This is a genomic window from Nocardia gipuzkoensis (genome assembly GCF_021183645.1).
GTDB lineage: Bacteria > Actinomycetota > Actinomycetes > Mycobacteriales > Mycobacteriaceae > Nocardia > Nocardia abscessus.
Genome location: NZ_CP089225.1, coordinates 326,304 through 353,130 on the forward strand (window position 1 = coordinate 326,304; position 26,827 = coordinate 353,130).

Below are 26,827 nucleotides of genomic sequence, written 5' to 3' on the forward strand. Positions count from 1 at the left end.
ACTGTCACTCGTATCACTACCGCTGTAGTATCGAGAGATGTCCACCAAGCGCGAACTCGTCTTGGACGCGGCGATCGAACTGCTGGGCTCCCGCGGCACCCGCGCGCTCACCCACCGCGCGGTCGACGAGGTCGCCGGCATGCCCGCCGGGTCCGCCTCCAACTACTTCCGCACCCGCGAAGCGCTGCTGATCGGGATCGCCGAGCGTCTCGAGGCACGCGACTACGCGGACTGGGAGACGCTCAACCGGCAACCCGCCCCCGGCACGATCACCGAACTCGTCGACGGCATGGCGGCCTTCGTCGTCCACGCGGCGCGGACCGACCGGGTGCGGACACTGGCGCGCTACGCACTGTTCCTGGAGGCGCAGACCATGCCCGCGCTGCGCGACACCGTCCGGCGCGGCCAACGCAGGCTGACCGAGTGGGCCGCGGGCCTGCTGGCGGAAGTCGGCGGCGATCAGGCGACGACCCGGATCTTGGTCGGCCAGTTCGACGGAATCATCCTGCACCAATTGGCGAACCCCGCGCCGGACTTCGATCCGCGCCCGGCGCTGGACCGGTTGGTACACGCTCTGCTCGCTTCGAACAGCTGACGACCGCGGCACCTGGCCTCGATCACGAACGGTTCGCACCACCCTGCGCGCAAGGCGATCCGCCCATTTCGTACCGGAGCGTCAGAAGAACGTGTGCAGGAAATCGACCACCCGCGGCACCGGAGCGTCGGCGTCATCGATCACGGGAATGAGCCGCCATTTGTCGAAGGCGGTGCACGGATGCGAAAGCCCGAGGCGCACCACCGCGCCGATCGGCAATTCCGTGGCGGCGCCGCGCGGCAACCGGAGGAACGCGTGCTGGTCGTTGAGCGCCGACACCGTCGCGTCCCTGTCCAGCGCGCCGCCCCCCGGTCCCGCGACGCGTTGCGGAATCGGCATCCCCTCGTCGAAAGGCAGATCGCGTTTGCCCGCGTCGAGCAGGGCCAACCCCGGCTCCGGGCGGGAAATGGTGCGCGCCCAGCCGTGCATCGCCGAGCGCAGTGGCCGCGTGCACTCAGGCGACGCCAGCGGCGACATGCCGGCGTAGAAGCCGTCGTCGTGGATGACGTACGCCCCCGAGCGCAGGACGACCGTCGTCGCGACACCCTGCCTGCCCTGCTCGTCGGAGAGCGGGGCCAGGTACTCCACCGCCAATTCCGGATAGGCGCTGCCACCGGCGGTCACGATCGCCGGACATCGGTATCGCCCGGCCGCGGCGAGTTCGCGGTGCAGACGAGCGAGTTCGCCGAGGTAGTCGCGCACCGCGCGGAGGCCGGGCGCGGTGCGGTCGTGCGCGAGCGCGCCTTCGTAACCACCCACTCCGGCGAGCCTCAACCGGGACGCCGCGTCGATTGCCCGCGCCACGGCATGCGCCTGGTCCACCGTGCGCGCGCCGGTCCGGCCGTGCGGGCCGCCGAGTTCCACGAGCACCCCGATCCGCTCTTGTCCCGGAACCTCGCACAGGTGCGCGTCCATCAGCGCGACCGTTTCGAGGCTGTCGGCCCAGCAGACGAACTCGAAAGACGGGTCACGCTCCAATTCCGCCGCCACCCAGCGCAATCCGACCGGATCGACCAGCGCGTTGGCCAGCAGGATCCGCGCGACGCCGAAGGATCGCGCCACCTGCGCCTGCCAGACGGTGGCCAGGGTGATCCCCCACGATCCCGCGGCGAGCTGGTCGGCCCACAGCCGCGGGGCCATCGTGGTCTTGCCGTGCGGCGCCAGCCGCACGCCCGCCGCGCGCACCCACTCGGCCATGACCGCGATGTTCGCCGTCACGGCGGCTCGATCGACGGTGAGCACCGGCGTCTCCAGCTGGTCGAGCGTCGGTGCGGTGGTGAGGAATTCCCGCACGCTGCGGCCCCAGGACGCGGGTGGCATGCCCTTGTGCTCGGGACCGATCCGGCGGTCCGCGAGCGCCGCTACGGCTGATTCATCGATCGACACGACGTTCCTTCCTACCGGAACCGGCTCGGCGGCTCAGCCCGAGTTGCGCAAGGCGGTGGCCAGGCCGTTCATGGTCAGCAGGATGCCGCGCTTGACCAGTTCGGAGTCGTCACCGGCGCGGAGGCGGCGCAGCAGCTGCACCTGCATCTGGTTGAGCGGCTCCAGGTAGGGGAAGCGGTTGTGGATGGACTCGGCCAGCGACGGGTTGTCGGCCAGCAGGTGATCGTTGCCGGTGATCGCGGCGTGCATGCGGGCGGTCCGGGCGTGTTCGTCGCGGATCATGCCGAAGATCTGCTCCCGCAGCGCCACGTCGTCCACGAGTTCGGCGTAGCGTGCGGCGATGTCCAGATCGCTCTTCGCCATCACCTGAGCCAGGTTGGACAGCACCGTGCGGAAGAACGGCCACCGGCGGTACAGGTCCGCCAAGGTCGCCAGGCGCTGCGGGTCGCCGCCGATCCACTCCTCCAGCGCGGTGCCGGTGCCGTACCAGCCGGGCAGCATCACCCGCGCCTGGCTCCACGACATCACCCACGGGATGGCCCGCAGGTCCGCGACCGAATTCGTCGGCTTGCGGGACGCGGGCCTGCTGCCGATGTTCAGGTCGCCGACCTCCGTGACCGGCGTGGATTGGCGGAAGTACTCGACGAATCCCGGCGTTTCGTGCACCAGCCGCGCGTACGCCGCGCGGGCGCGAGCGGCCAGGTCGTCCATGATGCCGTAGGACGGCTCGGCGTCGGCGCCGAGGCCCTCCACGTCCAGCAGGGTCGATTCGAGCGTACCGGCGATCAGCGACTCCAGATTGCGGTGCGCCGCACCGGGTTCCGCGTATTTGGCCGCGATCACCTCGCCCTGCTCGGTGAGCCGCAGCGAGCCGCGCACCGCACCCGCGGGCTGTGCGAGGATCGCGTCGTAGCTACGGCCGCCGCCGCGACCGACCGTGCCGCCCCGGCCGTGGAACAGCCGCAGCCGGATGCCGGTCTTGCGGGCGACCTCGACCAGGTCCAGCTCCGCCCGGTACAGCGCCCAGTTCGCGGCCAGATACCCGCCGTCCTTGTTGGAGTCGGAGTAGCCGAGCATCACCTCTTGGCGCATCCCCTGCGCGGCCACCAGCTCGCGATAGACCTGGACCTCCAGCGCCGCGGACAGCGTCGCCGCTCCGGCGCCGAGGTCCTCGATGGTCTCGAACAGCGGGACGATGCCCACCGGGCAGCTCGGCGGCCCGTCCGGCTCCCCCGGGTCCAGCAGCCCGCCCTCCTTCAGCAGCAGGGCGGCTTCGAGCAGATCGCTGACCGACGTGCACATGCTGATCACGTAGTTCGGCACCGCCTCCGCGCCCAGCGTGTCCACCACCTCCCGCGCGGCGCGGACGATGTCGAGTTCCTTGACCGCGAGTTCGCTCAGCCGTGCGTGCGGGCCGAGCAGCGGGCGCCGAGTGCGCAGTTCGGCGGCGAGTAGTTCCACCCGGCCCGACTCCGGCAGGCTCGCGTAGTCGGGATGCACCCCGGCCCAGGCCAGCAGCTCGGCGACGACCTGCTCGTGCACCTCGGAGTTCTGCCGCATATCCAGGGCTTGCAGGTGGAAGCCGAACGTTTCCACGGCGTAGCGCAAGGCGGCGAGGCGATCGTCGGCGATCAGGCCGTCGCCGCTGCGCCGCAGCGAGGCGTCCATGGCGTCCAGATCGTCCAGCATCGCCTGCGGGGACGGGTAGGGCCGCGCCCCGGAGTCCAGGCCGTTCGGCGGAACCTCGCCCAGCGCGGAGAGCGCGGTAGCGGTCAGCCGGGCGCGAACATGATGCAGCGCACGGCGATACGGCTCGTCGGCGTGCGTGGCCGGATCCGGGTAACCGGTCTCGGCGAGGGCGGCGACCTCCGGCGTCACCGTGACCAGGCGGGCCGACAGCGACAGCGTCTTCTCCAGTTCCACCAGCTCGCGCAGGTAACGCTCGAAAGCCACACCGGCCGCGCGGTAGGCGGCCTGACGCACCACATCGGCGGTGACGTACGGGTTTCCGTCGCGGTCGCCGCCGATCCACGAGCCGGGACGCAGGATCGGGCGCGCCAGCAGCTCCACTCCGGGCCAGCGCGAGCGCAGCGCGGCGCGCACTTCGGCGTTGATCGCGGGGATCACGTCGAACAGGGTGAGGTCGTAATAGCGCAGGCCCACCGAGATCTCGTCCTGGATGCGCAAGCGAGCCAAGCGGATCAGCGCGGTACGCCACAGGCTCAGTACCTGGCGACGGATTCGCAGCTCCAGATCGGCCCGCTCCCGCTCGCTCTCGGCGTAGCGCTGGCGCAGGCGCATCAACTCGGTGATCCGGGCCTGCGCGTCGAAGACGGTGCGGCGGCGCGTCTCGGTCGGGTGCGCGGTGATCACCGGCGACACCAGCGCGTCGGCCAGCAGATCGGCGACCCGGTCTCCGTCCAGCGCCGCCGCGTCCAGCCTGCGGTAGGTGGCCGCGAGTGAGGACTCCTGCGGCGGTTCGCCCGCCGACTCGTGCGCGGCACGGCGGCGGTCGCGCTGGATGTCCTCGGCCAGATTGGCCAGCAGCACGAAATAGCTGAATGCGCGGATGAGCGGAAGGGCGACCGCGATGTCCACACCGTCCAGCATCTCCGCGACGGCGCTGCGCTCGACCTCCTCGCGGCGTATACGGAACGCCTCGATGCGCACCCGCTCGATGAGGTCGAAGACTTCCGGCCCCTCGTGGTCGCGAATAGTGTCGCCGAGCACGCCACCGAGGAACCGGATGTCGTCGCGCAGCGGCCGGATGGCGTCCTGTGGGGTCTCGCTCATCGTTTCGCCCATGATCAGACAGTATTGCCCTGCGGCCTGCGTGGGTATGCGACGCGGCCCACACCGGCCGGGCCCCGGATCAGCCCGGGAGTTCGGAGAAGCGCAGGTGGTTGCCCCACGGGTCGCGGAATCCGCAGTCGCGTACCCCGTACGGCTGCGAGATCGGCTCCTGCGTCACCTCGACCCCGGCGTCGCGCAGCCGGGCGAAGGTCGCGTCCACCGCGTCGGTGGTGAAGATCAGCGTGCCCTGCGCGCCGTTGGCCAGCCGAGCCCGCGCCGCCGCGCCGGCGGCCTCGTCCGGCACCATCTCCGGGGTCTCCAGAATGAACTCGATACCCGGCTGCTTCGCGGGGCCGACGGTCACCCAGCGCCCACCGGCGAACGGCATGTCCGCGCGCACCTCGAGTCCGATGACGTCGCGATAGAACTGCAGGGCCTTGTCCTGGTCACCGACCAGCACGCCGATGTGGGTGAGGGCGAGGTCCGCGCCGTTGCTCATGATGATGCTCCTTGTCGTCGTTCGGGACGGGCAACAGTACAGACGCCGGACGCGCGGAGAATTCATCGGCCCCGAGCGCATGTCTCACGCGGTGAGCTGATCCGGGCGGTGCAGCAGTACCTGTTCCAGCAGCGAGACCAGCACCTCTTTGACCGAATCACGAGACCTGGCATCGCACTCCAGAACCGGAATCCAGTTCTCCAGCTCCAGCGCCTCGCGGACCTCGCCGAGGTCGAAGTGCGCGCTGCCGTCGAAGCGGTTGACCGCTACGACAAAGGGCGTGCCGCGTTCCTCGAAATAGTCCAGCACCGGGTAGCAGTCGTCGACACGGCTGGTGTCCACCACGATCACCGCACCGAGCGCACCGTCGACCAGGTCGTCCCACAGGAAGACGAAGCGGTCCTGGCCCGGCGTACCGAACAGGTACAGGATCAGCGAACTGTCCAGGGTGATGCGGCCGAAGTCGAGGGCGACGGTGGTCTGTGTCTTGTCCGCACGGTGTGCGAGGTCGTCCACGCCGACGGCCATCTCGGTCATCGCCGCCTCGGTCACCAGCGGCTCGATTTCGGAGATGGCTCCGATGAACGTCGTCTTCCCGACGCCGAAACCGCCGCTGATCACGATTTTCACCGAGGACGGCATGGTCGGCGTTCGCATGTCAGAGTGCCCGGACAAGGTCCCTGATCCTCTCGATGGCAGCGGCGGTGAGCTGGTCGGCGGCGCGCACGGTCACGTGTCCGGTCGCGGCCAGGTCGCTGACGACGACCTTGGCCACCCCGATCGGAACCCGCAGCGCGGTGCCGATTTCGGCGATGGAGTGCGGCTGCTGGCACAGCCGGACCAGGGTGAGCTGCTCGAAGCGCAGCGGTGCGGACAGCGCGGCGGGCTCGGCCCGCACCAACGTCTCGATGCGCAACCCGTCCAGCAGTGGCGTGGTGCGTCCGGCGGTGACCACGAAGGGTCGCACGAATCGATCGTCGGCGGCGGATTCGCGTCTCATCGCCGCAGCGTCTCGCGCAGTTCGGCAATGAGCGCGGGATCCAGCAGCGCGCCCGCACGCTCGGCGAGCACCGCCATCTCGTACCCGACCAGGCCGACGTCACAACCGCTGTCGGCGATCACGCCCAGGCAGCTGCCGTCGCCCAGGGCGGAGACGAGCAGGAAGCCGCGCTTCATCTCGATCATGATCAGCTTCAGACCGTCGAAGGAGTAACTGCGCGAGGCGCTTCGGGCGAGCCCGACCAGCCCGGACACCATGGCGGCGAGCCGGTCGGCGGAGATGCGGTCCAGGCCGTCGGACATGGCGATGAGCAGGCCGTCCGAGGAGACCGCGACCGCCTCGCGGACACCGTCGGTCTCGCGGACGAAGTTGGCCAGCATCCAATTGAAGGTGTGCGGGTCGGCGCTCGATATGTGGGTGGTCACCGGATCTCCTCTGCCATGGTCGCGGCGGGCTGGAATTCGTGCGCCGTATCGGCGGCGCGGACGAGGTCGTCCCGCGGGGCGGCGGCGTGCCTTCCGGGCGCGCCACGCTGATAGCCCGAGCGGAAGGCGGACAGCATGCCGCGGATCTCCTCGGGTGAGCGCTCGACCGCGGGTGCGGGCTCCGATCGGGGCACCGCGCTGGGCCGTGCACCCGTAGCGGCCGCGCGAGCTTTCTTGTTGCGTTTGACCAAGCCGTTCTTGGTGTGCCGCGTCACGGGTTCGGAGTCCGCTGCCGGGCTGCGCGACTCGAGGGCGGCGATACTCGGCGCGGCCGCCGGTTCCGTCAGCGTGGCGACGACCGGCGTGTAGGCCGACGACCCGGCGTCCGCCCAGGATCGAGCCGGTGCGCGAGCCACGGTCGATTCGACGGCAGACGGACGTGGCCTCGGCGAACTAGAACCGATCGGGAGCGCGGCGGCGCGTGGCGCGGGCTCACTCGGGTCGTCGCGCTGTAGCTGTCCGGCGTCGAGCATGCCCGACGGCAGCGTCAGGCGCGCGACGATCCCGCTCACCGGCGAGACGCTCAGCTCGACGCCGATGCCGAGCCGCTCGGCGAGCCTGCCGACGACGTAGTGGCCGAGATGGCGGGTCGGCGCGACGACGAAATCCTGTTCGCCGCGCAGTCGTGCGTTGGCCTGGGCCAAATGGTCGGCGGGCATGCCGACTCCGTGGTCGACCACCGCGAGCAGGTATCCGTTCGGCCCGGCGCGCCCGTAGATCTCGACCTCGAGGTCCGGGGGGGAAAAAGCGAGTCCGTTCTCGATCAGCTCCGCGAGCATGTGGGCCAGCTCGCTGGCCGCCGCGCCCGTGACGAGCACCTCGTCCATCCGGCGCAGCACCACCCTGCGGTAGTCGTCCACCTCGGACAGGCCCGCGCGGATCACGTCGCTGAGCGGGATCGGTTCGGCCCAGCGGCGCGGACTCGCCTCGCCCACCAGCACGAGCAGGCTCTCGGCGTTGCGGCGCATTCGGGTGGCGAGATGGTCGAGTTCGAACAGGTTCGACAGCGCCTTGGGATCGAGTTCCTCCCGCTCGAATTCGCTGATCAGGCCGAGCTGGCGGCGCACGAGGTTCTGGCTGCGGCGGGCCAGGCTGACCATCGACTCGGTGGTGTTGCGGCGCACCAGCGCCTGCTCCGACGCGAGGTCGAACGCGGTGGACTGCACCCGATCCAGAGCTCGTGCCACGGCGGCGATCTCGACGCTCGCGCCCGCCGGTGTCCGCACCGGAGCGGGCGGGTCCGGCGGGCGGGTGTCGTCGCCGGTGCGCCAGGCCGCGATCACGTCGGGCAGCCGCCGGCTCGATACGTCGTCGGCGTCCGCGGCCAGCATGGCCAGCGGCCGGACGATCGCGCGCACCGCGGAGACGACCAGCGCCACTTCCACCGCGATCGCCGCCAGCGCGGCGAGTACGAACGCGCCGAGGACCAAGGCGGCGTTGCGGCGCAACACCTCCGCGCGCGAGCCGATGTCGGCGCCGACCGCCTGCTGCACGGTGCGCTGCTCATCGATGACCCCGGTCATCCTGGCCCACCAGGTGATCGGGTCGACCGGACGCACCAGCGGCCCTGCGCTGGAGGCGATCGCGATGTTCTCCGACTCCGCGGCCCGGACCGCGCTCTCGCTGTCCAGCACGGCGTCCAACCGCGCCTGCTGGGCCGCGGTGGCGTCGCGGGCGAACGCGGCAAGACCGGCCAGCTTGGCCGCTCGGATGTCGAGGAACTGCACGTACTCGCCCGGCCCGAAAGCGCCGGCGGCGAAGACGCCGTTGAGGAAGCCGCGTTCGCGCGCCGTCTGTTCCTTGGCTTCGCCCAGCGCGTACAACGCTTGCAGACCGTGCCGGACCGCCGGATCGGCGGCCTGGTCGAGACCGAGGGACAGGTGGTTCAGCGCGTCGATGGCGTCGGTGTAGTACTGGAAGGCCGCCTGCCGGGCCGTTCGCCGCTCATCGATCCGGGCACGGGTCGCGTCCAGGTCGGTCAGCGGCCGGGCGGCCGCGCGCACCCGGTCCGCGCCGGGCGGGTTCTCCGCCATCGCACCCCGCAACTCGCGCAGCGCGCGGTCGACCGCGCCGCGCTGGTCGGCCACGGGCTGGAGCAATCGCCCGTCACCGCCGAGCATGCCGTTGGTCAGGCCGCGCTCGCGCTGCGCCTCGTGCACCAAGTCCTGCACCGCCAGCGCCAGCGATACCGCAGTCGCCGTGTCCCGGCTCCCGCGGTACGCGTCGGCCTCCCGCGCGACCATCGCGCCCAGCAGCGCGAGCACCAGAACCAAGGAGACGACGAGGATTCGAGCCAACTGTCCGCGAATGGTGCGGGGGCGGACGATGCCGCTGCCCGCCCCCTGCCGTTCGCCGGGCGTGGACAACCGTGTGCCGCCGGATAATTCCGGTCGTCGACGTGACCGCACCACCTCTGCTCCTCCGATCGGCCGCCGTGACCGCTGCACGGCGAGGACACGGAAATCAGGGGCAAACTTTCACAGGGCCTTCCCGGTGTCAACGCGAAATTCGGACAAAACGGACACTGTGCGCACTTCTAAACACACTGGCAACCAAGGGTTACCGGGCGCGACGAATCCGGCCTCCGCTCGGGTGTGGGTAGACGCCGAGTCACGCTGTCTTTTACCCGAGTTCGCCCGCCGCGAAACCCCTCGGCGCGACTCTGATACAGTCCGGCGCGACACACCGGAGGCAAGAGGGCGGGATGGCGCACCGAATCACGTTGGTTCCCTTGGCAATAGCACTTGTACTCGGACTCGCCGCCTGCGGCGACGAGTCCAGCGGGTCACCGGCGACGACCACCACGCAGGCCGCCGCGGGAACCGCCGCCGCACTGTTCGATCCCTGCACCGGCATCCCCGACAACGCGCTGACCAGCGCCGGACTCGATCCGGCGAGCAAGCAGGTCGGCGTCGGCGGCGTCAAGCAGCCCGGCTGGGAGATCTGCGGATGGAAGGGCGCCGACTTCACCCTCGGGGTCTTCTCCAACAACTCGTCCGTAGCCGAGTTCGAGCGCAAGCCGGGCAATGTCGATTTCCAGGACATCACGATCGCCGGCCGCCCCGGACGCCAGTTCCGCGTCGACGACGCCGCCAAGGACCAGATGTGCGACGTACTGTTCCCCGCCCGCCAGGGACTACTGCAACTGACGCTGGTCAACAAGACCGCGGGCCAGAACCCCTGTGACCGCCTGACGAGCGTCGGCGAAGCGATCGTCCCCGCACTCCCGAAGTAGCGGAGCATCCGCGGGGGCACACACTCCCGCCCAGCCGGGCAGACATCCGAGCGCCCGCGCGGTGGTCACATCACGGCGAAGCCGCAAGTGCCGAACGTTCGACCGCCCGCCACACGAACGGCAAACACCAGGCGATCACACCGGCCCAGCCGAGCTTTCCAGCGAAGCCACCCCCAGTGGGCTGTCGGCTCACATCCGAGCCACCGCCGCCTAGACGACGAGCAAGCGGCGAACATTCAAACCGCCAGTCACACCACCGGAAAACATCAGGCGACACACGCCGCGCCCTACGCGACCACACCGGCCCAACCCCAGGTTTCGAGCGAAGCGAGACCGAGCATGCGCCGTTCGCGGCCCGGCTCGCGTCCGAGCGGCCGCCGCGTAGGCGACGAAGGAGCAAGCGGCGGTCGCTCGGACGCGAGCCACACGGGGGCCGCGAACACCCAGCGCCGCAGGCGCTGGAAATCAAATACAGATCAAACACTCAGGATGTCGAGAACGGCGTCCGAGGTGTAGAACGGTGCGAGGCGTTCGCGGATCAGCCCGGCGAGCACGCCTTCTCGCTTCGCGCCCTCGATAACCGCCGGGCCGTAGCGCAGGATCTCCCTGGCGATGTCGTCACCGGTGAGCCCGAGTTCGGGCAGCATGGCGGCCAGGGTGTAATCGCCGTACTTGGTGAAGAACACCTCGACGCACTCGTCCACGAGCAGGCCGAAGTACTCCTTCTCCCGGGTGGTGACCGCGATTTCGTAGCACAGCAGCGCCAGCTCGTTCAGGTCGGCCTGGGTGAGGTAGTCGCGCAGCCCGCTGACCGGTTCGTCGGCGTGCAGATCCCAGAACTCCATCGCGGCGTCGTGCACCGGCGCGTCGCGCAGCATTTCCCGGATGGCGTTGTTGGTGCGCTTGAGCGCGAACAGCGCGCCCTTGCCCGCCAGATCGCCGACGAAGGTGCTGTCGGCGGCGACCTTCTTGGCGCGGTTGGCCGCGGACTGGCCCAGCGACATCAGCGACGAGACGCCCGGGATCTTCTCGGCGCGCTCCCGGTTGGCCTGCATGAAGTCGTTGATCAGCTTGTCCACGAACTTCGAGGCGACGGTGGCCACCAGCGGGCTCTCGGTGAGCCGGTCCAGGATGCGCTCCTGCGCCTGGTGCATGCCGAAGATCTTCTCCAGCAGCGCCTCGACCGGCTCGCGGTCGACCACCTCGCCGAGCCGGTAGTCGTGGTTGGCGGCGATGTGGTCGTAGATGGAGTCGGCGAACACCCCGACCATGTCGGCGATCACCGGGCTGCCACCGATCAGCTCGACGATGGTGCGTACCGTCTGCTTGGCCTGCTCGATCTCGACGACGTCCCGGAAGACCAGCGTGTCGGCGACGGCGAGCACCGCTTCGGTGTCGCGTGCGATCACCTCGGCGAAACGCTCACCACTCACCTCGGCGAGCAGGAATTCCACCTGGGCGTCCAGTAGCCGTTCGGCGATCTCACGCGGCTCGCTCATCGAATTCCACCCATCACTGCTCGTCCGGCGCGACCGGCCGGGATCACGGCTGGTTCGGGTCGACTTCGTTGTCGCGCAACGATTTCCGTATCCGGTCCAGCCGCTCACGCGCGGCCTTCTCGCGCGCCTGCCATTGTTCGTCCACGCTGCGCCCCGCGGGAGTCTGCCGGTCGAGTTCGCCCATCCCCTGCGCGGTGCCGTAGCGCTGCTCGACCTTATCGCGAACTGACTCGAAAGTAGGAACGCCGGAGGCCGAATACCCGCCGCTCGCGGCGCCACCCGGCATACCCGGCGGCGGTACCGGTACCGCCGGTACCGTGGAACTGCCGCCGACCTGGCCGGATACCTCCGTCGCCTGCCCGGGAGGCACGGGCGCGCCGGGCAGGGTGGCAGGAGTCACATCCGGCGCGACGATCGCATCACCCGTCTCCAGCAGCCCTATCAGCGCCGCGTGGACCGCCGCGAACCCGGGGCGCGCCGCCGTCGCGACCAGCAGGACACCAGCCAGCTCCGCGTCGGACAGGCCGGCCAACCGGCTCACGATCTCGCTGTCGTCACTCATACCGCCAGGCTACGCAGCCGGGACCCGAGCGCACACGGTTCACGACCGCACCTGCGCACCCGCCCAGTCGCGCACGAGGTCGTACCAGGCCGAGCCGCCGACCACGATCAGATCGTTGTGCCCGGCGCCGGGAAAGACGACGAGCCGTTTCGGCTCCCGCGCCGCGGCGTAGAGCCGTTGCGCGTGCCGTAACGGCAGCAGTTCGTCCTGATCGCCGTGCATGATCAGGACCGGAGCGCGCAGCGCGCGGATGCGGCGTTCGTTCGGATAGGCGTTCGGGACCAGCGGTGCGGGCAGGAACGGATACACCGAGCGGGCGGCGTCGCGCAGACCGGTGAAGGTGGACATCAGCATCACTCCGGCGGGCGGATGGTGTTGCGCCAGCTCGAGGACGACGCCGCCGCCCAGCGACTTGCCCAGGTACAGCACCCGGGCGGGGTCGACCCCGGGCCGGGCCAGCAATGCCTCGCGCGCGGCGCGGGCGTCGAGGTAGGTGCCGCGTTCGGTGGGCTTCCCGGTACTGCGACCGTACCCGCGGTAGTCGAAGGCCAGCACGTCGAAACCGGCCTCGGTGAGCAACGCGAAGATCGGCACCCGGTCGCCGATGTTGCCCGCGTTGCCGTGCGCGAACAGGATGTGCCCGATCGAATTCCGCGCGGGCATCCACCAGGCGTGCACGATCTCCCCGTCCGAGGTGGGCAGGGAGAGATCGGCGTACTCCATGCCGAGCAGCGCCGGGGTCTGCAGCACGGTCCGCTGCGGCAGGTAGGTCAGCGCGTTGAGGATCGGATCGGCCGGGTGTCGCATGACCACGTTCTTACTCTTGCGCGAGCGAGACCGGATCGAGCGGGGTCGAGGCCGTGCACCCTTCCGGCCGCACGGCCTCTGTTGCCGCGAAGACCCGAGTCAGCCGCGCAGTACCGCACCCACCGCGTCGGCCGCCGCCGCGACGGCTGCGTCGCGCGCCGCACTGGCCTCGTCTTCGGTGAGGGTCCGGTCGGCGGCGCGGAAACGCAGGGCATAGGTGAGCGACTTGCGGCCCTCGCCCGCCTGGGCGCCCTCGTACACGTCGAACAGCGCGATGTCCTCCAGCAGCTCGCCGCCGCCGGTGCGCAGCGCGGCCTGCACGGACGCCGCCGGAACCGTCTTCTCGACACTCACCGAGACGTCCTGCAGCACCGCGGGGAACGGCGACACCGTCGGCACCGGACGGGCTTCCCGCAGCGGCAACGCGTCCAGGTCGAGCTCGACGGCGCAGGTGCGCGCGGGCAGACCGGAACGTTCCAGCACGGCGGGGTGCAGTTCGCCCGCGTAGCCGACGACCGTTCCGTCGACCACCAGCTCGGCGCAACGGCCGGGGTGCCAGGGCAGATGCGCCACCGGACGGCGCTCGACGGTCACACCCGCCGCGTCGGCGACCGCGTCGGCGAGGGCGAACGTGTCGGCGGCCTCGACCGCACGGCCCGGCCCCCACGGCCCGCGCGGCTCGCGGCGTCCGGTGAGGACGGCGGCCACGCGCACCGGCTGGTGGGGCAGCGAATCGAGCAGTTCGGCGATCTCGTCGTCGGTGGGACGCCGGTCCACCGGGAGCGGCTCGACCGCCCTGGTGTTCGCCCCGGGCAGCACGACCTGCGCGATGCCGTAGATGGCGAGATCGCGCGCTCCCCGCGAGATGTTGCGGGCGGCCACCTCGAGCAGACCGGGCAGCAGTGTGGTGGCCAGTTCGGAACGCTCCACGTCCAGCGGGTTGAGCACCTTGGTGGTGCCACGGCGCGGATCGTCGGCGTCCAGACCCCAGGTGTCGAACACCCCGGCGGGCAGGAACACCGGCGGCGGAACCTCCACGGCACCCGCGAACGCCAGCGCGCGGCTGACGGCGCGGCGCCGGCGCTGAGCCGGCGTGAGCCCCTGACCGGCCGGTGCGGTGGGCAGCACGGAGGGAATCTGCTCCAGGCCCTCCAGCCGCAGCACCTCTTCCACCAGGTCGGCGGGCTGGGCCAGATCGGGCCGCCAACTCGGCGGAGTCACCACCAGCTGACCGTGCCCGGCCTCGCTGACACCGACCTCGACGGTGCAGCCGATCTGGGCCAGGCGGCGGGCCGACGTCCCGGTCGGGTACGTGACACCCGCGACCCGATCGGCCAAGTCGATGTCCATGCGAATGGGCTCGGCCGCGGGGACCGGAATACGGATGTCGGTGAGCACCGGTTCCACGGTGCCCCCGGCGATGTCGGCGAGCAGGGCGGCCGCCCGATCGAGGGCGGCGACGTTGATCTCCGGATCGACGACCCGCTCGTACCGCTTGCCCGCCTCGGAGACCAGCTTGTGCCTGCGCGCGGTCCGGTAGACCAGCAGCGGATTCCAGGTGGCCGCCTCGAGCAGGATGTCGGTGCTCTCCGCGCCGACCTCGGTGCTCGCCCCGCCCATCACGCCGGCCAGCGAGACGACGCCGGAATCGTCGGCGATCACCACGTCCTCGGCGTCGAGGGCACGCTCCACGTCGTCCAGGGTGCGCAGCTTCTCACCCTTGTTCGCGGCGCGGACCACCAAGCCGCCCGACACCTTCGCCGCGTCGAAGGCGTGCAGCGGCTGGCCCAGCTCGAGCATCACGTAGTTGGTGACGTCCACCGCGGGCGAGATCGGACGCACGCCCGACAGCAGCAGCCTGCGCTGCAACCACCAAGGGCTGACCGCCTTCGGATCGATGCCGGTGACCCGGCGTGCCGCGAAACGGGTGCACTGCGAGTCCGGCTCGACCCGGATCGGCCAGGCCTCCTGCTCGTGATCGGGCAGGGCCCGCACCGCGGGGTCGGCGTACTCGAGATCGAAACCGCAGGCCAGTTCGCGGGCCAGGCCGCGCACGGAGAAGCAGTAGCCGCGATCGGGCGTGATGTTCAGCTCGATGACGGTGTCGTCGAGACCGAGCAGCGCGTTGGCGTCGGTGCCCGGCTCGGCGGTGCCCGGCTCCAGCACCAGGATGCCGGAATGGTCCTTGCCGATACCCAGTTCGGCGACCGAGCAGATCATCCCGTTGGAGACGTGGCCGTAGGTCTTGCGCGAGGCGATCTGGAAGCCGCCGGGCAGTACGCCGCCGGGCAGCACCACGACCACCAGGTCACCGACCTCGAAATTCCGTGCACCGCAGACGATCTCTTGCAAGTCGGGCTTGCCGATGTCCACCTTGCAGAAGCGGATCGGCTTCTTGAACTCGGTCAGCTCGGTGATCTCGGCCACCCGGCCCACTACCAGCGGCGACTCACCGCCCGCTTCCGCGGCGCTCCCCTGCGGGCCCGCGACGCGCTGGAGCTTGTCGACCTCTTCGACTTCCAGCCCGACCCGGACGAATCCGGCGTCGAGCTCCTCCGGCGTCACCGACCACTCCGGGTTGGTGCGCTGGATGATGTCGGTCAGCCAGGACTGCGCTACTCGCACTTGTCGTTTCGCTCTCTCGATCGAAGGGTGGGGTCAGGACCGGATACCGAAGGGCAGCGTGAAGCGCACGTCGCCCTCGACGATGTCACGCATGTCCGGGATGCCGTTGCGGAACTGCAGCGTCCGCTCCAGGCCCATGCCGAACGCGAACCCGCTGTACACCTCGGGATCGATCCCGCTGGCGATCAGCACCTTCGGGTTCACCATGCCGCAGCCGCCCCATTCGACCCAGCCCGCACCGCCCTTCTTGTCCGGGAACCACACGTCCACCTCGGCGGAGGGTTCGGTGAACGGGAAGTAGTTGGGACGCATGCGGGTGCGGGTGTCCGGCCCGAACAGCGCCCTGGCGAACGCGTCCAGCGTGCCGCGCAGATGCGCCATGGTCAGGCCCTTGTCCACCGCCAAGCCCTCGACCTGCGAGAACACCGGGGTGTGCGTGGCGTCCAGCTCGTCGGTGCGGAAGGTGCGACCCGGGCAGACCACATAGATCGGCAGGTCGCGTTCCAGCATCGAGCGCACCTGCACCGGCGAGGTGTGCGTGCGCAGCACCTGACGCGAGCCCTCCGGCGCGATGTGGAAGGTGTCCTGCATGGTGCGCGCCGGATGGTCGGGCAGGAAGTTCAGCGCGTCGAAGTTGAAGTGCTCGGTCTCCACCTCGGGACCTTCGGCGACCTCCCAGCCCATCGCGACGAACACGTCGGCGACTCGCTCGGAGATGACCGTGATCGGGTGCCGGGCGCCGACCGCCACGCGGCGAGCGGGCAGCGTCACATCGATCGCCTCGGCGACCAGCACGGCGGCATCGCGCTCGGCGAGCAACGTGGCGCGACGGGCCTCGAACGCCTCCGACACCCTGGACCTGGCGACGTTCACTCGTTTGCCCGCGTCGGCCTTCTCCGACTTGGGCAGACTGCCCAGCGCGCGCTGCGCCAGGGCCAGCGGCGCCTTGCCGCCGAGGTGCTCGGTTTTCGCGACCGCGAGCGCATCCAGGTCGGCGGCAGCGGCGAACGCCTTCTCGGCGGCCGCCGCGGCCGCGGCCAGTGCCTCCTCGGTCAGCGCTGCGTTCTGCTCGCCTGCGTCGATGTCGTCGGCCACGATGCTCCGTCTCTCCCCTGGGGATCGGTTCGCGGGCACAGCTGATCGCCGGCCCGCATTGCTGCTGGTCGCATCGTATTCGATGGCCCGGGCGCGATTCACGCGGATTACCCGCCTGGACAGACCAGACGGTCTGTCGAGCGGGACCGATCCGTGGCCCGCACGGCGTGACGATACGGAGACCGGAGCGGATCGCCGAGGTCGTCGGCGTTCCGCGAAGCGCCTCGGGACCAGCGGAACGGCCCGGTGGCCGCACATGCCCGGTGCGCCCCTCGCCGTGCCGGAGCACAGCGAGGGGCGCACCGATCGGATCAGCTCGCCGCGGTGACCCGTCTCGGCAATAGCAGCGAGGTCAGCGCACCCGCCGCCACGATCGCCGCGCCGACCCAGACCGCGGGCACCAGGCCGTCCACGAAGCTCTGCGGCCCGAGGTAGGAACCGGAGCCGGCGAACACCGAGGCCAGCACCGCCACGCCCATCGCGACGCCCACCTCGCGGACCGTGTTGTTGGTACCCGAGGCCATAGCCTGGTCCTCCGCCGTCGCGCTGGCCATCACGATGGTCGAGGCGGGCGCGAAGGTCAGCCCCATGCCGACGCCCGCGAGCAGGAACGGTGCCACGTACGCGCCGTAGTCGACCTCCACCGTGGTGATCGCGGCCATCCAGGCCAGCGCGGCGGCCAGCAGCACCTGCCCGGTGGTGATCAACGTGCGCGCACCCACCCGGTCGACCAGCAGACCCGCGATCGGCGCGACCACCATCGGCGCCATGGTCCACGGCATGGTGCGCACGCCCGATTCCAGCGGGCTGTAACCCTGCACCACCTGGAAATACTGCGCGAGCAGGAAGATCGAACCGAACACGCCGACCGAGAAGGCGAAGCCGACCACGTTGCTCACGCTGAACGCCCGGGAACGGAACAACCGCAGTGGGAGCATCGGCTCGGGCACGCGCAGTTCCCAGACGACCAGCGCGACCAGCAGCACGGCGCCGCCCAGCAGCGCGGACAGCACGCTCGCCGAGGTCCAGCCGTCGTCGGCGCCGTGGATGACGCCCCACACGATCGCGAGCACGCCGCCCGCCGACAGCAGCAGCCCGGCCGGATCGAGGCGGCGGCTGCGGCCGTGCGATTCGGCGAGCACCCGCGCGGCGAACGGCAGCACGACCAGCCCGAGGGGCACGTTCAGCCAGAAGATCCACTGCCAGCTCAGCCCCTCGACCACCGCGCCACCGACCAGCGGGCCGAGTGCGACGCCGAGCCCGGCGATGCCGCCCCAGATGCCGATGGCCGCGTTGCGCATCCGTTCCGGGACGGCCGCGGACAACAAGGTCAGCGACAGCGGCATCACGGCGGCCGCGCCGAAGCCCTGCACCGCCCGCGCCGCGATCAACAGGCCGGGTTCGGTCGCGAGTGCGCAGGCCGCGGACGCCAGGGTGAACAAGGCGATGCCGAGCAGGAAGATCCGGCGCCTGCCGAGCCGGTCACCGATCGCGGACGCGGTGAGCAGCAGCGAGGCGAACGACAACGTGTAGGCGTTGACGAACCACTGCAGGTCGGCCAGTGAAGCGCCCAGCTCGGTGCGGATCACCGGCAGCGCGTTCGTCACCACGAGGTTGTCCAGCGTGACCATGAACATCGGGATACCGACCGCGGCCAGTACCGCGGCGAGCCTGCGACCGCCGATCGTGGTCACGGGCGCGACGACGGGCGCCGTGGCGAGTGGGAGGGTCTCGGTCATGTCCAGTCCTTGTTGTAATCGACTGATAACTAATGCCCAGAACAGTATGCATCGACTGATAACATGTCAAGACACCCCACCGACCAGCCGAAATGGAGCACGATGGCGACCAGGACCAGGATGACGGCCGACGAGCGCGGCGAGCAGGTATTGCGCGCGGCGGTGACCGCGTTCGCCGAGTCCGGTTACGCCGCCACCCGGACCGACGAGATCGCCCGGCGCGCCGGTGTGTCACAGCCGTACGTGATCCGCCTCTTCGGGACCAAGCAGAACCTGTTCCGTGCGGCCTTGCACCGCGTGTGCGACCGGATCGAGGTGATCTTCCGCACCGCCCGCACCGAGGCGGCGCCCGACGCGGGCCCCGAGGAAGCCCTGGCCGCGCTCGGCAACGGCTATTCGGTCTTCCTCGCCGAACGAGAACTGCTCCAGCTGCTCCTGCACGGTTTCGCGGCCAGCGCGGATCCGGCGATCGGCGACCAGGTCAGGGCCCGGTTCGGCAAGATCTACCAGCTGATCCGGGAACTCACCGGCGCGCCGGATACCGAGACGCGGCGCTTCCTGTCCACCGGGATGCTGCTCACCGTCATGAGCGCGATGCAGGTGGCGGGTCCGGACGCGGTGCCCGCGGCATGGGCGGAAGAAATTCTCCAGAACCTGAACACGCAGGGCGATTGACGATCCGAGATCGCTCCGCGACAGCGCCATTTCCCACCGCGGTTGCGCCCCGCCACCACACCTGCCGTTGCGCCCCGCCACCACACCTGCCGAACCCGCCTCCCGAGCGAAGCATGACCGAACTTCCCCCGTTCCCGGCCCGTCGCGTTCGAGCGGGCCGTCGCTCCCCTTGGTGAACCACGAGTACCGGTCGACCCACTGCTCAGCCACTCCAAGCCACGCGCACCAAGTCCTGAACTCAACTGCCCCGCGCCCAGCACACCCCGACCCCAGGTTTCGAGCGCAGCGAGACCGAGCATGCGCCGTTCGGAGCCATACAGGGGCCGCGAACACCCAGCGCCGCAGGCGCTGGAAATCAAAAACGGACACGCGAGTTCGCGTACAGGCAGATCGCGGCGGCGGTGGCCAGATTCAGGCTCTCGGCGCGGCCGCGGATGGGGATGCGGATGCGGTGGTCGGCGCGGCGCGCGACAGCGGGGTCCAAGCCGTGCGCCTCGTTGCCGAACAGCCAGGCGACGGGGGCGGTGAACAATTCGTCGGCGTCGTCGAGGTCGACTTCGCCGTTCGCCGCCGTCGCCAGGATCGTGATTCCCGCCGCGGCGATCGCATCGAGCGTCTCGCCGACGTCGCGGTGCCGGGCGATCGGCACGTGGAAGATGCTGCCCGCGCTGGCCCGCACGCACTTGCCGTTGTGCGGATCGACGGTGTCACCCGCCAGCACCACGCCGTCCGCGCCCACGGAATCGGCCACCCGCACGAGCGTTCCCGCGTTGCCCGGCTCGGCCACCTCGACCGGAACGGCCAGCATCCGCGGCTGCACGTCGAGGATGTGAGCCAAGGGCACGTCGAGCAGATCGCAGACCGCCACCAACCCCGGGGCCGTCACGGTTTCCCCGAGGTGCTGTGCCGCGCGATCACTGACCAGCGTGGTGCGGACCCCCGTGGCCGCGGCCCCCGCGATCAGCGCGTGGTCGCGTTCGGCGGCGGCCTTCGAGTAGAACAGCTCGTGGACGCGCCCGGTCTCCAGCGCCGCCGCGACGGCGTTGGCGCCTTCGGCGAGAAATCGTCCCGCTTTGCGACGCTGTGCGCTGCGATGCAGCTTCACAGCGGAAACGACCCGCGGATTGCGCTCGCTGAGCGCTTCCACGGGCCGTTCCGAAAGTTGTCCGTGTGCCAACGGATGCGACTCAGGCAGCCGGCGCGTTGACATCCTGCGGCAGAGCTGCCTTGGCGACCGCGACGAGACCGGCGAACGCCTCGGCGTCCGACACCGCGAGCTCGGCGAGGATCTTGCGGTCCACCTCCACACCGGCGGCCTTCAGGCCCTGGATGAAGCGGTTGTAGGTGATGTCGTTGATGCGCGCGGCGGCGTTGATGCGCGCGATCCACAGCTTGCGGAAGTCACCCTTGCGCGCCCGGCGGTCCCGGTAGGCGTAGGTGAGCGAGTGCAGCTGCTGCTCCTTGGCCTTGCGGTACAGCCGCGAGCGCTGGCCGCGGTAACCCTTGGAGGCCTCGAGGATGGAACGGCGCTTCTTCTGAGCGTTGACGGCCCTTTTGACGCGTGCCACTGGTCAGTCCTGTTCGATCTGGGGGCGCGGGGCAGCGCCCGGAAATGGGTCGGGGGTGGCGACGGAGGTGCTCCGGTCGCGGGATGCCGGTCGGTCTGTGCGCAGGGCGCGATCAGATACCGAGCAGCTTCTTCACGCGACGGACGTCGGCGGGCGCGACTACTTCCACACCGTCCAGACGGCGAGTCCGGCGGGTGGGCTTGTGCTCGAACAGGTGGCGACGGTTCGCCTGCTGGCGAAGCAGCTTGCCTTTGCCGGACACCTTGAATCGCTTCGAGGCGCCGCTGTGCGTCTTCATCTTCGGCATGGATTCCTCTATCTGTCGTCCCGGCGGTCCTGCGGGACCGCCGGTGTTCTGATCGGTGTTACTGCGGGCCGGCCGTCTCGGCCTGCTCCGCGGCGGGCTGACCGGCCGGTGCGGCGCTGGGCGCCGGACGCGGGGCCGACTCCTGCTGCGCCTTCACCCGGGTCTTCGCGCCCTTGTGCGGGGCGAGGACCATGGTCATGTTGCGACCGTCCTGCTTGGCCGAGGTTTCCACGAAACCGAGGTCGGCGACGTCGGACGCAAGCCGCTGCAGCAGCCGGAAGCCGAGTTCGGGCCGGGACTGTTCGCGTCCGCGGAACATGATCGTCACCTTGACCTTGGACCCGGCCTCGAGGAAGCGAACGACGTTGCGCTTCTTGGTCTCGTAGTCGTGGTCGTCGATCTTCGGGCGGAGCTTCTGCTCCTTGATCACCGTCTGCTGCTGGTTCTTCCGAGATTCGCGCGCCTTCTGCGCCGTCTCGTACTTGAACTTGCCGTAGTCCATGATCTTGCAGACCGGCGGACGAGCATCGGGTGCCACCTCGACCAGATCGAGGTCGGCTTCGAGGGCGACGCGTAGTGCATCTTCAACACGCACGATCCCAACCTGCTCGCCGCCAGGTCCGATGAGCCGAACCTCGGGAACACGGATGCGATCGTTGATGCGGGTCTCAGTGCTGATGGGGCCTCCTAGGTCAAGCGGTGTCGTCGGACGACCGCGCGCAATAACTGCAACCCCTGTTCAACACGAAGGCCCCGGTGCGATATTCCGCACACAGGGCCCGATGTCGACCGATCGCCGACCGCGAGCGAACTCGGGTCGACTCTCGTGTTCCGGTTCTCCGCGAGAACTCGGCACGAGAAACCCGCCCTCATGGGGCGGGTGACCGGACCGCTGGCCGTACGATGACTCGTCGGCAGCGGTGGGAGTCGGGCTCCACTTATCAGCCCCGAGGCAAGCCCGGGGCGGTCGTCAGCGGAAAGTCTAACATTCCGTTCGGCTATCGCCGAATCGGCCCGAAAATCCCTTGCCCGGCCGCCTCCTGAGTGCCACGCTCCCCCGGTGCGCACACCATGCCGTGACCTGCTGCGCTGGCAGTTCGACCTGACCTGGTCGCTGGCCGGGATCCATCTCGAGGCGCTCACACCGGAGGACTTCCTCTGGGAACCCGCCGAACTCACCTGGACGGTACATCCCGATTCCGAGGGCGTGTGGCGGCCGGACTGGGCCGACACCGAACCCGATCCGGTGCCCGTCCCCACGATCGCCTGGCTCACCTGGCACATCGGCTGGTGGTGGGGCTCCGCCATCGACCATGCCGAAGGACTCACCCCGCCCGCGCGGGAGGACGTGCACTGGCCCGGTGACGGCGCCGCGGCCATCGCCTGCCTCCGCGATCTGCACACCGAGTGGGTGCGCGTTCTGGACGGGCTCGCCGAGACCGACCTGGACCGCCCCAGCGCCTACCCGTGGCCCGCCGACGCCGGGCTGACCATCGCGCACCTGGCGGGCTGGGTGAACGCGGAGCTCATGAAAAACGTCACGGAGATCGGCCACCTCCGAATGCTGCGCGCGGCGTCGCTAGCCTGAAGACATGACCGACGAGCTCGACGCTTCCGTACGCGAACTGGCCGACATCCCCGCGGTGGAGGTGATCAGCCGCGCCGCCGTCATGTTGATGAGCTCGGCGGCGGAAAAGCTCGGCTTGGCCGACGAGGACCCGGACACCAGCCCGCGCCGCGATCTGGACGAGGCGCGCCGCGTGATCACCGCGCTGGCCGGTCTCGTCACGGCGTCGGTGGAATACCTGGGCCCGCACGCCGGACCGATTCGCGAGGGATTGCAGTCGCTGCAGCGCGCCTTCCGTGAGTCCTCCGCTCATCCCGACGAGCCGGGCAAGGGCCCGGGCGAGAAGTACACCGGCCCGGTCTACTGACGTTCCACCCAGGATTTCGCACCGCAGCAGGAAATTTATGGGCGGAATACCGATGCGGGACAACGATGTTTATGAAATTTCCCAACGGGTAGGGCACAGTGAGCCCATGGCTACTCGGATTCTTCTCGCTCCCGGATTCTGGCTCGGTGCATGGGCGTGGGACGAAGTCGCGCCCGATCTGCGCCGGCGTGGCAACGAGGTGCTGGCGCTCACGCTGCCCGGCCTGGAGGCCACCGACCCCGATCGGTTGTCGGCCACCCTGGAGTCCCAGGCCGAGGCCATCATCGGCGCGGTGCCCGCGGGCGAGAGCGTCGTGCTTGTCGCGCACTCCGGTGGTGCGGCGCCCGCCTATCTCGCCATCGACCGTGCGCCCGAGCTGTTCCGCCGGGCGATCTACGTCGACAGCGCGCCGCTGCCGAACGGGTTCGTCATCAATTCCGCGCTGGACGCCGCCGTGCGCGAATGGAACCTGCCGGACTGGTCCGAGCTGGAGGCCGAGGGCAGCAGCCTGGCGGGCTTGGACGAGACCGCCTTGGCGCGCTTCCGCGAGCGCGCCGTCTCCGAGCCGGCGTCCATCGCGGCCGCGCCGCTGCGATTGAGCGATTCGGCCGCGCGGCTGGCGGTCCCCACCACCGTGATCTGCAGCAGCATGACCGCCGAGCTGGTCAAGAAGCTGCGCGACAACGGTGAAGCGGCGATCTTCGCCGAACTGGCCCGCATCGACGCCGAATACGTCGACCTGCCCACGGGGCACTGGCCGATGTGGTCCAAGCCGAATGAGCTGGCCGAACTGATCCACACCATCGCCAACCGCTGACCCGAGCGGCGCGGCCCGTGCGATCCGGGCCGCGCCGGGCGATGGTCAGCCGACCGGCGCCGTCTTCTTCGCCACCCGTTTGGTCGCCTTCGCCGCCGCCTTCTTCGCCGGAGCCTTCTTCGCGGCGCTCCGCGGCGCGGGCCGCGCGTCCAGCACCTCTTTCAGGAACTGGCCGGTGTAGCTGTCCGCGACGGCCGCGATCTCCTCCGGCGTGCCCTCGGCGACGACGGTGCCGCCGCCGGAGCCGCCTTCCGGGCCCATGTCGATCACCCAGTCGGAGGTCTTGATGACATCCAGGTTGTGCTCGATGACGATCACCGTGTTGCCCTTGTCCACCAAGCCGTTGATGACGTTGAGCAGCTTGCGGATGTCCTCGAAGTGCAGACCGGTGGTCGGCTCGTCGAGGATGTACACGGTGCGGCCGGTGGACCGCTTCTGCAGCTCGGCGGCCAGCTTCACCCGCTGCGCCTCGCCACCGGACAGGGTGGGCGCGCTCTGGCCGAGGCGCACGTAACCGAGCCCCACGTCCACCAGGGTCTTGAGGTAGCGGTGGATCGAGGTGACCGGTTGGAAGAACTCGGCGGCCTCCTCGATGGACATGTCCAGCACCTCGGCGATGGTCTTGCCCTTGTAGTGCACCTCGAGGGTTTCCCGGTTGTAGCGAGCGCCGTGACAGACCTCGCACGGGACGTAGACGTCCGGCAGGAAGTTCATCTCGATCTTGAGCGTGCCGTCACCGGAGCAGGCTTCGCACCGCCCGCCCTTGACGTTGAACGAGAACCGGCCCGGCTGGTATCCGCGCACCTTCGCCTCGGTGGTGGCCGCGAACAACGTGCGGATCTTGTCGAAGACGCCGGTGTAAGTGGCCGGGTTGGACCGTGGCGTGCGGCCGATCGGCGACTGATCCACCTGCACCAGTTTGTCCAGGTGATCGAGCCCGTTGACCCGGGTGTGCCTGCCGGGCACCTGCCGCGCGCCGTTGAGCCGGTTCGCCAGCACCGTCGCCAGGATGTCGTTCACCAGCGTCGACTTGCCCGAGCCGGAGACGCCCGTCACCGCGGTGAGCACGCCGAGCGGGAACGCGACGTCGATGCCCCTGAGGTTGTGCTCGCTCGCCCCCACGACGGTGAGCTGCCGCTTCTTGCCGACCGGGCGGCGCACCAGCGGCACCTCGATCCGCTCCCGGCCGGACAGATACGCTCCGGTCAGCGAGTTCGGGTCGGTGAGCAGCTCTTCGTAGGGCCCGCTGTGCACCACGGTGCCGCCGTGCTCGCCGGCGTACGGGCCGATGTCGACCACCCAGTCCGAGGCGCGGATGGTGTCCTCGTCGTGCTCGACCACGATCAGCGTGTTGCCGAGATTGCGCAGCCGCGTGAGGGTCTCGATGAGCCTGCGATTGTCCCGCTGGTGCAGGCCGATGGACGGTTCGTCGAGCACGTACAGCACGCCGACCAGGCCGGAGCCGATTTGGGTGGCGAGCCGGATCCGTTGCGCCTCACCGCCGGAGAGCGTGGCGGCCGCGCGCGACAGCGTCAGGTACTCCAGGCCGACGTCGAGCAGGAAGCCCAGCCGCGCCTGCACCTCCTTGAGCACCTGCCCGGCGATCGCCGCCTCGCGCTCGCCCAGGGTGAGCGAGTTCAGGAACGCCGAGCACTCGCCGATGGACAGGTCGCTGACGTCGGCGATGGACTTCTTCTCGCCCGCGGCGGCGATGGTGACGGCGAGGATCTCCGGGCGCAGCCGGGCGCCGTTGCACACCGGGCACGGGATGTCGCGCATGTACCCGTCGTAGTGCTCTTTCATCTGCTCGGACTCGGTGCTCTCCATGCGCCGCTGCAGGAACGGCATCACGCCTTCGAAGTCCGCGTAGTACGAGCGCTTGCGCCCGTAGCGGTTGGTGTAGGACACGTGCACCTGGTCGGCGCTGCCCTCCAGCACCGCCTTGCGCGCCTTCGGCGGCAGATCCTGCCACGGGGTGTCCATGGAGAAGCCGATGGCATCGGCGAGACCGGACAGCAGCCTGGTGAAGTACTCGGCGGTCTGGCCACGCGACCACGGCGCAATGGCGCCTTCGTTCAGGCTCAGCGCCGGGTCGGGCACCACCAGTTCCGGGTCGACCTCCTTGCGGATGCCCAAGCCGGTGCAGTCCGGGCACGCGCCGTAGGGCGAGTTGAACGAGAACGAGCGCGGCTCCAGGTCCTCGATGTCGAGCGGGTGACCGTTGGGGCAGGCGAGGCGCTCGGAGAAGCGGCGCTCCCGGTCGTGCGCGTGCTCGTCGCGATCGACGAAGTCGAGCACCACGATGCCGTCGGCGAGCCGCAGCGCGGTCTCGATCGAATCGGTCAGGCGCTGCTTGGAATTCGGCTTCACCGCCAGCCGGTCGACCACGACCTCGACGTCGTGCTTCTCCTGCTTCTTCAGCTTCGGCGGATCGGTGAGCGGATACACCACGCCGTCGACCCGCACGCGGGAGTAGCCCTGGGTGTTGAGCTGGTCGAACAGGTCGACGAACTCGCCCTTGCGGGTGCGCACCACCGGAGCGAGCACCTGGAAGCGGATGCCCTCCTCCATCGCCAGCACCTGGTCGACGATCTGCTGCGGCGTCTGCTTGGCGATCAGCTCGCCGCACACCGGGCAGTGCGGCGTGCCCGCCCGCGCGTAGAGCAGCCGCAGGTAGTCGTAGACCTCGGTGATGGTGCCCACGGTCGAGCGCGGATTGCGGTTGGTCGACTTCTGGTCGATGGATACCGCGGGCGAGAGACCTTCGATGAAGTCGACGTCGGGCTTGTCCATCTGGCCGAGGAACTGACGCGCGTACGCCGACAGCGATTCGACGTAGCGCCGCTGCCCCTCCGCGAAGATCGTGTCGAAGGCCAGGCTCGACTTTCCGGAGCCGGACAGACCGGTGAACACGATGAGGCTGTCGCGGGGCAGGTCGAGATCGACACCCTTGAGGTTGTGCTCCCGAGCTCCGCGCACAGTGAGGCGTTCCGCCACAGGTCGTCCCTTCTCCTTCGTGTTCGGCGTCCAGACATACCCCCGGCCGCCATGCTAGGCATGGGCACCGACAAGTTTCGCGGACCGCCCGTCACCTCGACGAATGGCGGGAACCCGGCGGCCGGACGTTACGGATCGAGCCGGGGAAACAGGCAAGGACGCCTCCGTAGCATCGCCCTCCCGGCGTCCCTGGTCAACAGCGGGACGGC

At 69.8% G+C, this 26,827-nt stretch carries 24 protein-coding genes; 6 read left to right on the plus strand and 18 right to left on the minus strand.

What is annotated here, in order from left to right; genetic code table 11:
• Positions 1 to 37: 37 nt before the first annotated feature.
• Complete coding sequence (locus tag LTT66_RS01455) at positions 38 to 595, plus strand: TetR/AcrR family transcriptional regulator (RefSeq protein WP_233063358.1); 558 nt, start codon at positions 38 to 40, stop codon at positions 593 to 595.
• An 81-nt stretch (positions 596 to 676) separates the two neighbouring features.
• Here LTT66_RS01455 and LTT66_RS01460 read toward each other — a convergent pair whose 3' ends face one another.
• From LTT66_RS01460 to LTT66_RS01490, 7 genes are all read right to left on the minus strand, one after another.
• Positions 677 to 1,915: a type III PLP-dependent enzyme domain-containing protein gene (locus tag LTT66_RS01460; protein WP_233068945.1), complete on the minus strand. Its 1,239-nt coding sequence runs from the start codon at positions 1,913 to 1,915 to the stop codon at positions 677 to 679.
• Between the two features lie 99 nt (positions 1,916 to 2,014).
• Positions 2,015 to 4,774, minus strand: coding sequence for a phosphoenolpyruvate carboxylase (gene ppc / locus LTT66_RS01465; RefSeq protein ID WP_233068946.1), 2,760 nt, complete (start codon positions 4,772 to 4,774; stop codon positions 2,015 to 2,017).
• Between the two features lie 79 nt (positions 4,775 to 4,853).
• On the minus strand, positions 4,854 to 5,273 hold the full coding sequence (locus LTT66_RS01470) for a VOC family protein (RefSeq protein ID WP_233063359.1): 420 nt from the start codon (positions 5,271 to 5,273) through the stop codon (positions 4,854 to 4,856).
• An 84-nt stretch (positions 5,274 to 5,357) separates the two neighbouring features.
• Positions 5,358 to 5,915, minus strand: a complete 558-nt coding sequence (locus LTT66_RS01475; protein WP_195068654.1) for a GTP-binding protein — start codon at positions 5,913 to 5,915, stop codon at positions 5,358 to 5,360.
• Between the two features lie 16 nt (positions 5,916 to 5,931).
• Complete coding sequence (locus tag LTT66_RS01480) at positions 5,932 to 6,273, minus strand: DUF742 domain-containing protein (RefSeq protein ID WP_181720049.1); 342 nt, start codon at positions 6,271 to 6,273, stop codon at positions 5,932 to 5,934.
• Complete coding sequence (locus LTT66_RS01485; RefSeq protein ID WP_233063360.1) at positions 6,270 to 6,698, minus strand: roadblock/LC7 domain-containing protein; 429 nt, start codon at positions 6,696 to 6,698, stop codon at positions 6,270 to 6,272. The genes LTT66_RS01480 and LTT66_RS01485 overlap by 4 nt, the downstream gene beginning before the upstream one ends.
• Entirely contained in the window at positions 6,695 to 9,169 is a 2,475-nt protein-coding gene (locus tag LTT66_RS01490; protein WP_233063361.1) for a sensor histidine kinase, read from the minus strand. The genes LTT66_RS01485 and LTT66_RS01490 overlap by 4 nt, the downstream gene beginning before the upstream one ends.
• A gap of 320 nt (positions 9,170 to 9,489) precedes the next feature.
• Here LTT66_RS01490 and LTT66_RS01495 point away from each other — a divergent pair, with 320 nt between their 5' ends.
• A complete protein-coding gene (locus LTT66_RS01495) occupies positions 9,490 to 9,993 on the plus strand; it encodes a DUF3558 domain-containing protein (RefSeq protein WP_233063362.1) in 504 nt (167 codons plus the stop codon).
• A 476-nt stretch (positions 9,994 to 10,469) separates the two neighbouring features.
• Here the strand turns inward: LTT66_RS01495 and LTT66_RS01500 are convergent, their stop codons facing one another.
• The 6 genes from LTT66_RS01500 to LTT66_RS01525 all read right to left on the minus strand — a co-directional run bounded on the left by LTT66_RS01500 (position 10,470) and on the right by LTT66_RS01525 (position 18,320).
• Positions 10,470 to 11,492 carry a hypothetical protein gene (locus tag LTT66_RS01500; RefSeq protein ID WP_181720055.1) on the minus strand — a complete coding sequence of 341 codons (1,023 nt, stop codon included), beginning with the start codon at positions 11,490 to 11,492 and terminating at the stop codon, positions 10,470 to 10,472.
• Positions 11,493 to 11,535: 43 nt separating this feature from the next.
• Entirely contained in the window at positions 11,536 to 12,054 is a 519-nt protein-coding gene (locus LTT66_RS01505; protein WP_233063363.1) for a PspA/IM30 family protein, read from the minus strand.
• 39 nt (positions 12,055 to 12,093) lie between these two features.
• Positions 12,094 to 12,861 carry an alpha/beta hydrolase gene (locus LTT66_RS01510; RefSeq protein ID WP_233068947.1) on the minus strand — a complete coding sequence of 256 codons (768 nt, stop codon included), beginning with the start codon at positions 12,859 to 12,861 and terminating at the stop codon, positions 12,094 to 12,096.
• 99 nt (positions 12,862 to 12,960) lie between these two features.
• Positions 12,961 to 15,486 carry a phenylalanine--tRNA ligase subunit beta gene (gene pheT, locus LTT66_RS01515; protein WP_233063364.1) on the minus strand — a complete coding sequence of 842 codons (2,526 nt, stop codon included), beginning with the start codon at positions 15,484 to 15,486 and terminating at the stop codon, positions 12,961 to 12,963.
• Between the two features lie 33 nt (positions 15,487 to 15,519).
• On the minus strand, positions 15,520 to 16,581 hold the full coding sequence (gene pheS, locus LTT66_RS01520) for a phenylalanine--tRNA ligase subunit alpha (protein WP_051168722.1): 1,062 nt from the start codon (positions 16,579 to 16,581) through the stop codon (positions 15,520 to 15,522).
• A 311-nt stretch (positions 16,582 to 16,892) separates the two neighbouring features.
• A complete protein-coding gene (locus LTT66_RS01525) occupies positions 16,893 to 18,320 on the minus strand; it encodes a DHA2 family efflux MFS transporter permease subunit (RefSeq protein WP_233063366.1) in 1,428 nt (475 codons plus the stop codon).
• 63 nt (positions 18,321 to 18,383) lie between these two features.
• Here LTT66_RS01525 and LTT66_RS01530 point away from each other — a divergent pair, with 63 nt between their 5' ends.
• A complete protein-coding gene (locus tag LTT66_RS01530; RefSeq protein ID WP_233063367.1) occupies positions 18,384 to 18,995 on the plus strand; it encodes a TetR/AcrR family transcriptional regulator in 612 nt (203 codons plus the stop codon).
• Between the two features lie 355 nt (positions 18,996 to 19,350).
• Here the strand turns inward: LTT66_RS01530 and LTT66_RS01535 are convergent, their stop codons facing one another.
• The 4 genes from LTT66_RS01535 to infC form a co-directional block, all read right to left on the minus strand.
• Positions 19,351 to 20,142, minus strand: a complete 792-nt coding sequence (locus tag LTT66_RS01535; protein ID WP_233063368.1) for a TrmH family RNA methyltransferase — start codon at positions 20,140 to 20,142, stop codon at positions 19,351 to 19,353.
• Positions 20,143 to 20,182: 40 nt separating this feature from the next.
• On the minus strand, positions 20,183 to 20,563 hold the full coding sequence (gene rplT / locus LTT66_RS01540) for a 50S ribosomal protein L20 (protein ID WP_039797323.1): 381 nt from the start codon (positions 20,561 to 20,563) through the stop codon (positions 20,183 to 20,185).
• Positions 20,564 to 20,675: 112 nt separating this feature from the next.
• Positions 20,676 to 20,870, minus strand: a complete 195-nt coding sequence (gene rpmI / locus LTT66_RS01545; RefSeq protein ID WP_043689645.1) for a 50S ribosomal protein L35 — start codon at positions 20,868 to 20,870, stop codon at positions 20,676 to 20,678.
• 58 nt (positions 20,871 to 20,928) lie between these two features.
• On the minus strand, positions 20,929 to 21,594 hold the full coding sequence (infC, locus tag LTT66_RS01550) for a translation initiation factor IF-3 (RefSeq protein WP_083887487.1): 666 nt from the start codon (positions 21,592 to 21,594) through the stop codon (positions 20,929 to 20,931).
• Positions 21,595 to 21,930: 336 nt separating this feature from the next.
• Between infC and LTT66_RS01555 the strand changes: the two genes are divergently transcribed.
• The 3 genes from LTT66_RS01555 (at position 21,931) to LTT66_RS01565 (ending at position 23,621) form a co-directional block, all read left to right on the plus strand.
• Entirely contained in the window at positions 21,931 to 22,458 is a 528-nt protein-coding gene (locus LTT66_RS01555; protein ID WP_195101233.1) for a DinB family protein, read from the plus strand.
• A 4-nt stretch (positions 22,459 to 22,462) separates the two neighbouring features.
• Entirely contained in the window at positions 22,463 to 22,804 is a 342-nt protein-coding gene (locus tag LTT66_RS01560; protein ID WP_039797319.1) for a DUF1844 domain-containing protein, read from the plus strand.
• A gap of 106 nt (positions 22,805 to 22,910) precedes the next feature.
• Entirely contained in the window at positions 22,911 to 23,621 is a 711-nt protein-coding gene (locus tag LTT66_RS01565; protein ID WP_233063369.1) for an alpha/beta fold hydrolase, read from the plus strand.
• 45 nt (positions 23,622 to 23,666) lie between these two features.
• Here the strand turns inward: LTT66_RS01565 and uvrA are convergent, their stop codons facing one another.
• On the minus strand, positions 23,667 to 26,618 hold the full coding sequence (gene uvrA / locus LTT66_RS01570; RefSeq protein WP_233063370.1) for an excinuclease ABC subunit UvrA: 2,952 nt from the start codon (positions 26,616 to 26,618) through the stop codon (positions 23,667 to 23,669).
• Positions 26,619 to 26,827 lie beyond the last annotated feature (209 nt).

Coding starts and splice junctions, on each gene's coding strand:
- LTT66_RS01455 (WP_233063358.1), top strand. CDS start 38: ATGTCCACCAAGCGCGAACTCGTCTTGGACGCGGCGATCGAACTGCTG.
- LTT66_RS01460 (WP_233068945.1), bottom strand. CDS start 1,915: ATGCCACCCGCGTCCTGGGGCCGCAGCGTGCGGGAATTCCTCACCACC.
- ppc (WP_233068946.1), bottom strand. CDS start 4,774: ATGAGCGAGACCCCACAGGACGCCATCCGGCCGCTGCGCGACGACATC.
- LTT66_RS01470 (WP_233063359.1), bottom strand. CDS start 5,273: ATGAGCAACGGCGCGGACCTCGCCCTCACCCACATCGGCGTGCTGGTC.
- LTT66_RS01475 (WP_195068654.1), bottom strand. CDS start 5,915: ATGCCGTCCTCGGTGAAAATCGTGATCAGCGGCGGTTTCGGCGTCGGG.
- LTT66_RS01480 (WP_181720049.1), bottom strand. CDS start 6,273: ATGAGACGCGAATCCGCCGCCGACGATCGATTCGTGCGACCCTTCGTG.
- LTT66_RS01500 (WP_181720055.1), bottom strand. CDS start 11,492: ATGAGCGAGCCGCGTGAGATCGCCGAACGGCTACTGGACGCCCAGGTG.
- LTT66_RS01505 (WP_233063363.1), bottom strand. CDS start 12,054: ATGAGTGACGACAGCGAGATCGTGAGCCGGTTGGCCGGCCTGTCCGAC.
- LTT66_RS01510 (WP_233068947.1), bottom strand. CDS start 12,861: ATGCGACACCCGGCCGATCCGATCCTCAACGCGCTGACCTACCTGCCG.
- LTT66_RS01525 (WP_233063366.1), bottom strand. CDS start 18,320: ATGACCGAGACCCTCCCACTCGCCACGGCGCCCGTCGTCGCGCCCGTG.
- LTT66_RS01530 (WP_233063367.1), top strand. CDS start 18,384: ATGTCAAGACACCCCACCGACCAGCCGAAATGGAGCACGATGGCGACC.
- rpmI (WP_043689645.1), bottom strand. CDS start 20,870: ATGCCGAAGATGAAGACGCACAGCGGCGCCTCGAAGCGATTCAAGGTG.
- LTT66_RS01560 (WP_039797319.1), top strand. CDS start 22,463: ATGACCGACGAGCTCGACGCTTCCGTACGCGAACTGGCCGACATCCCC.
- LTT66_RS01565 (WP_233063369.1), top strand. CDS start 22,911: ATGGCTACTCGGATTCTTCTCGCTCCCGGATTCTGGCTCGGTGCATGG.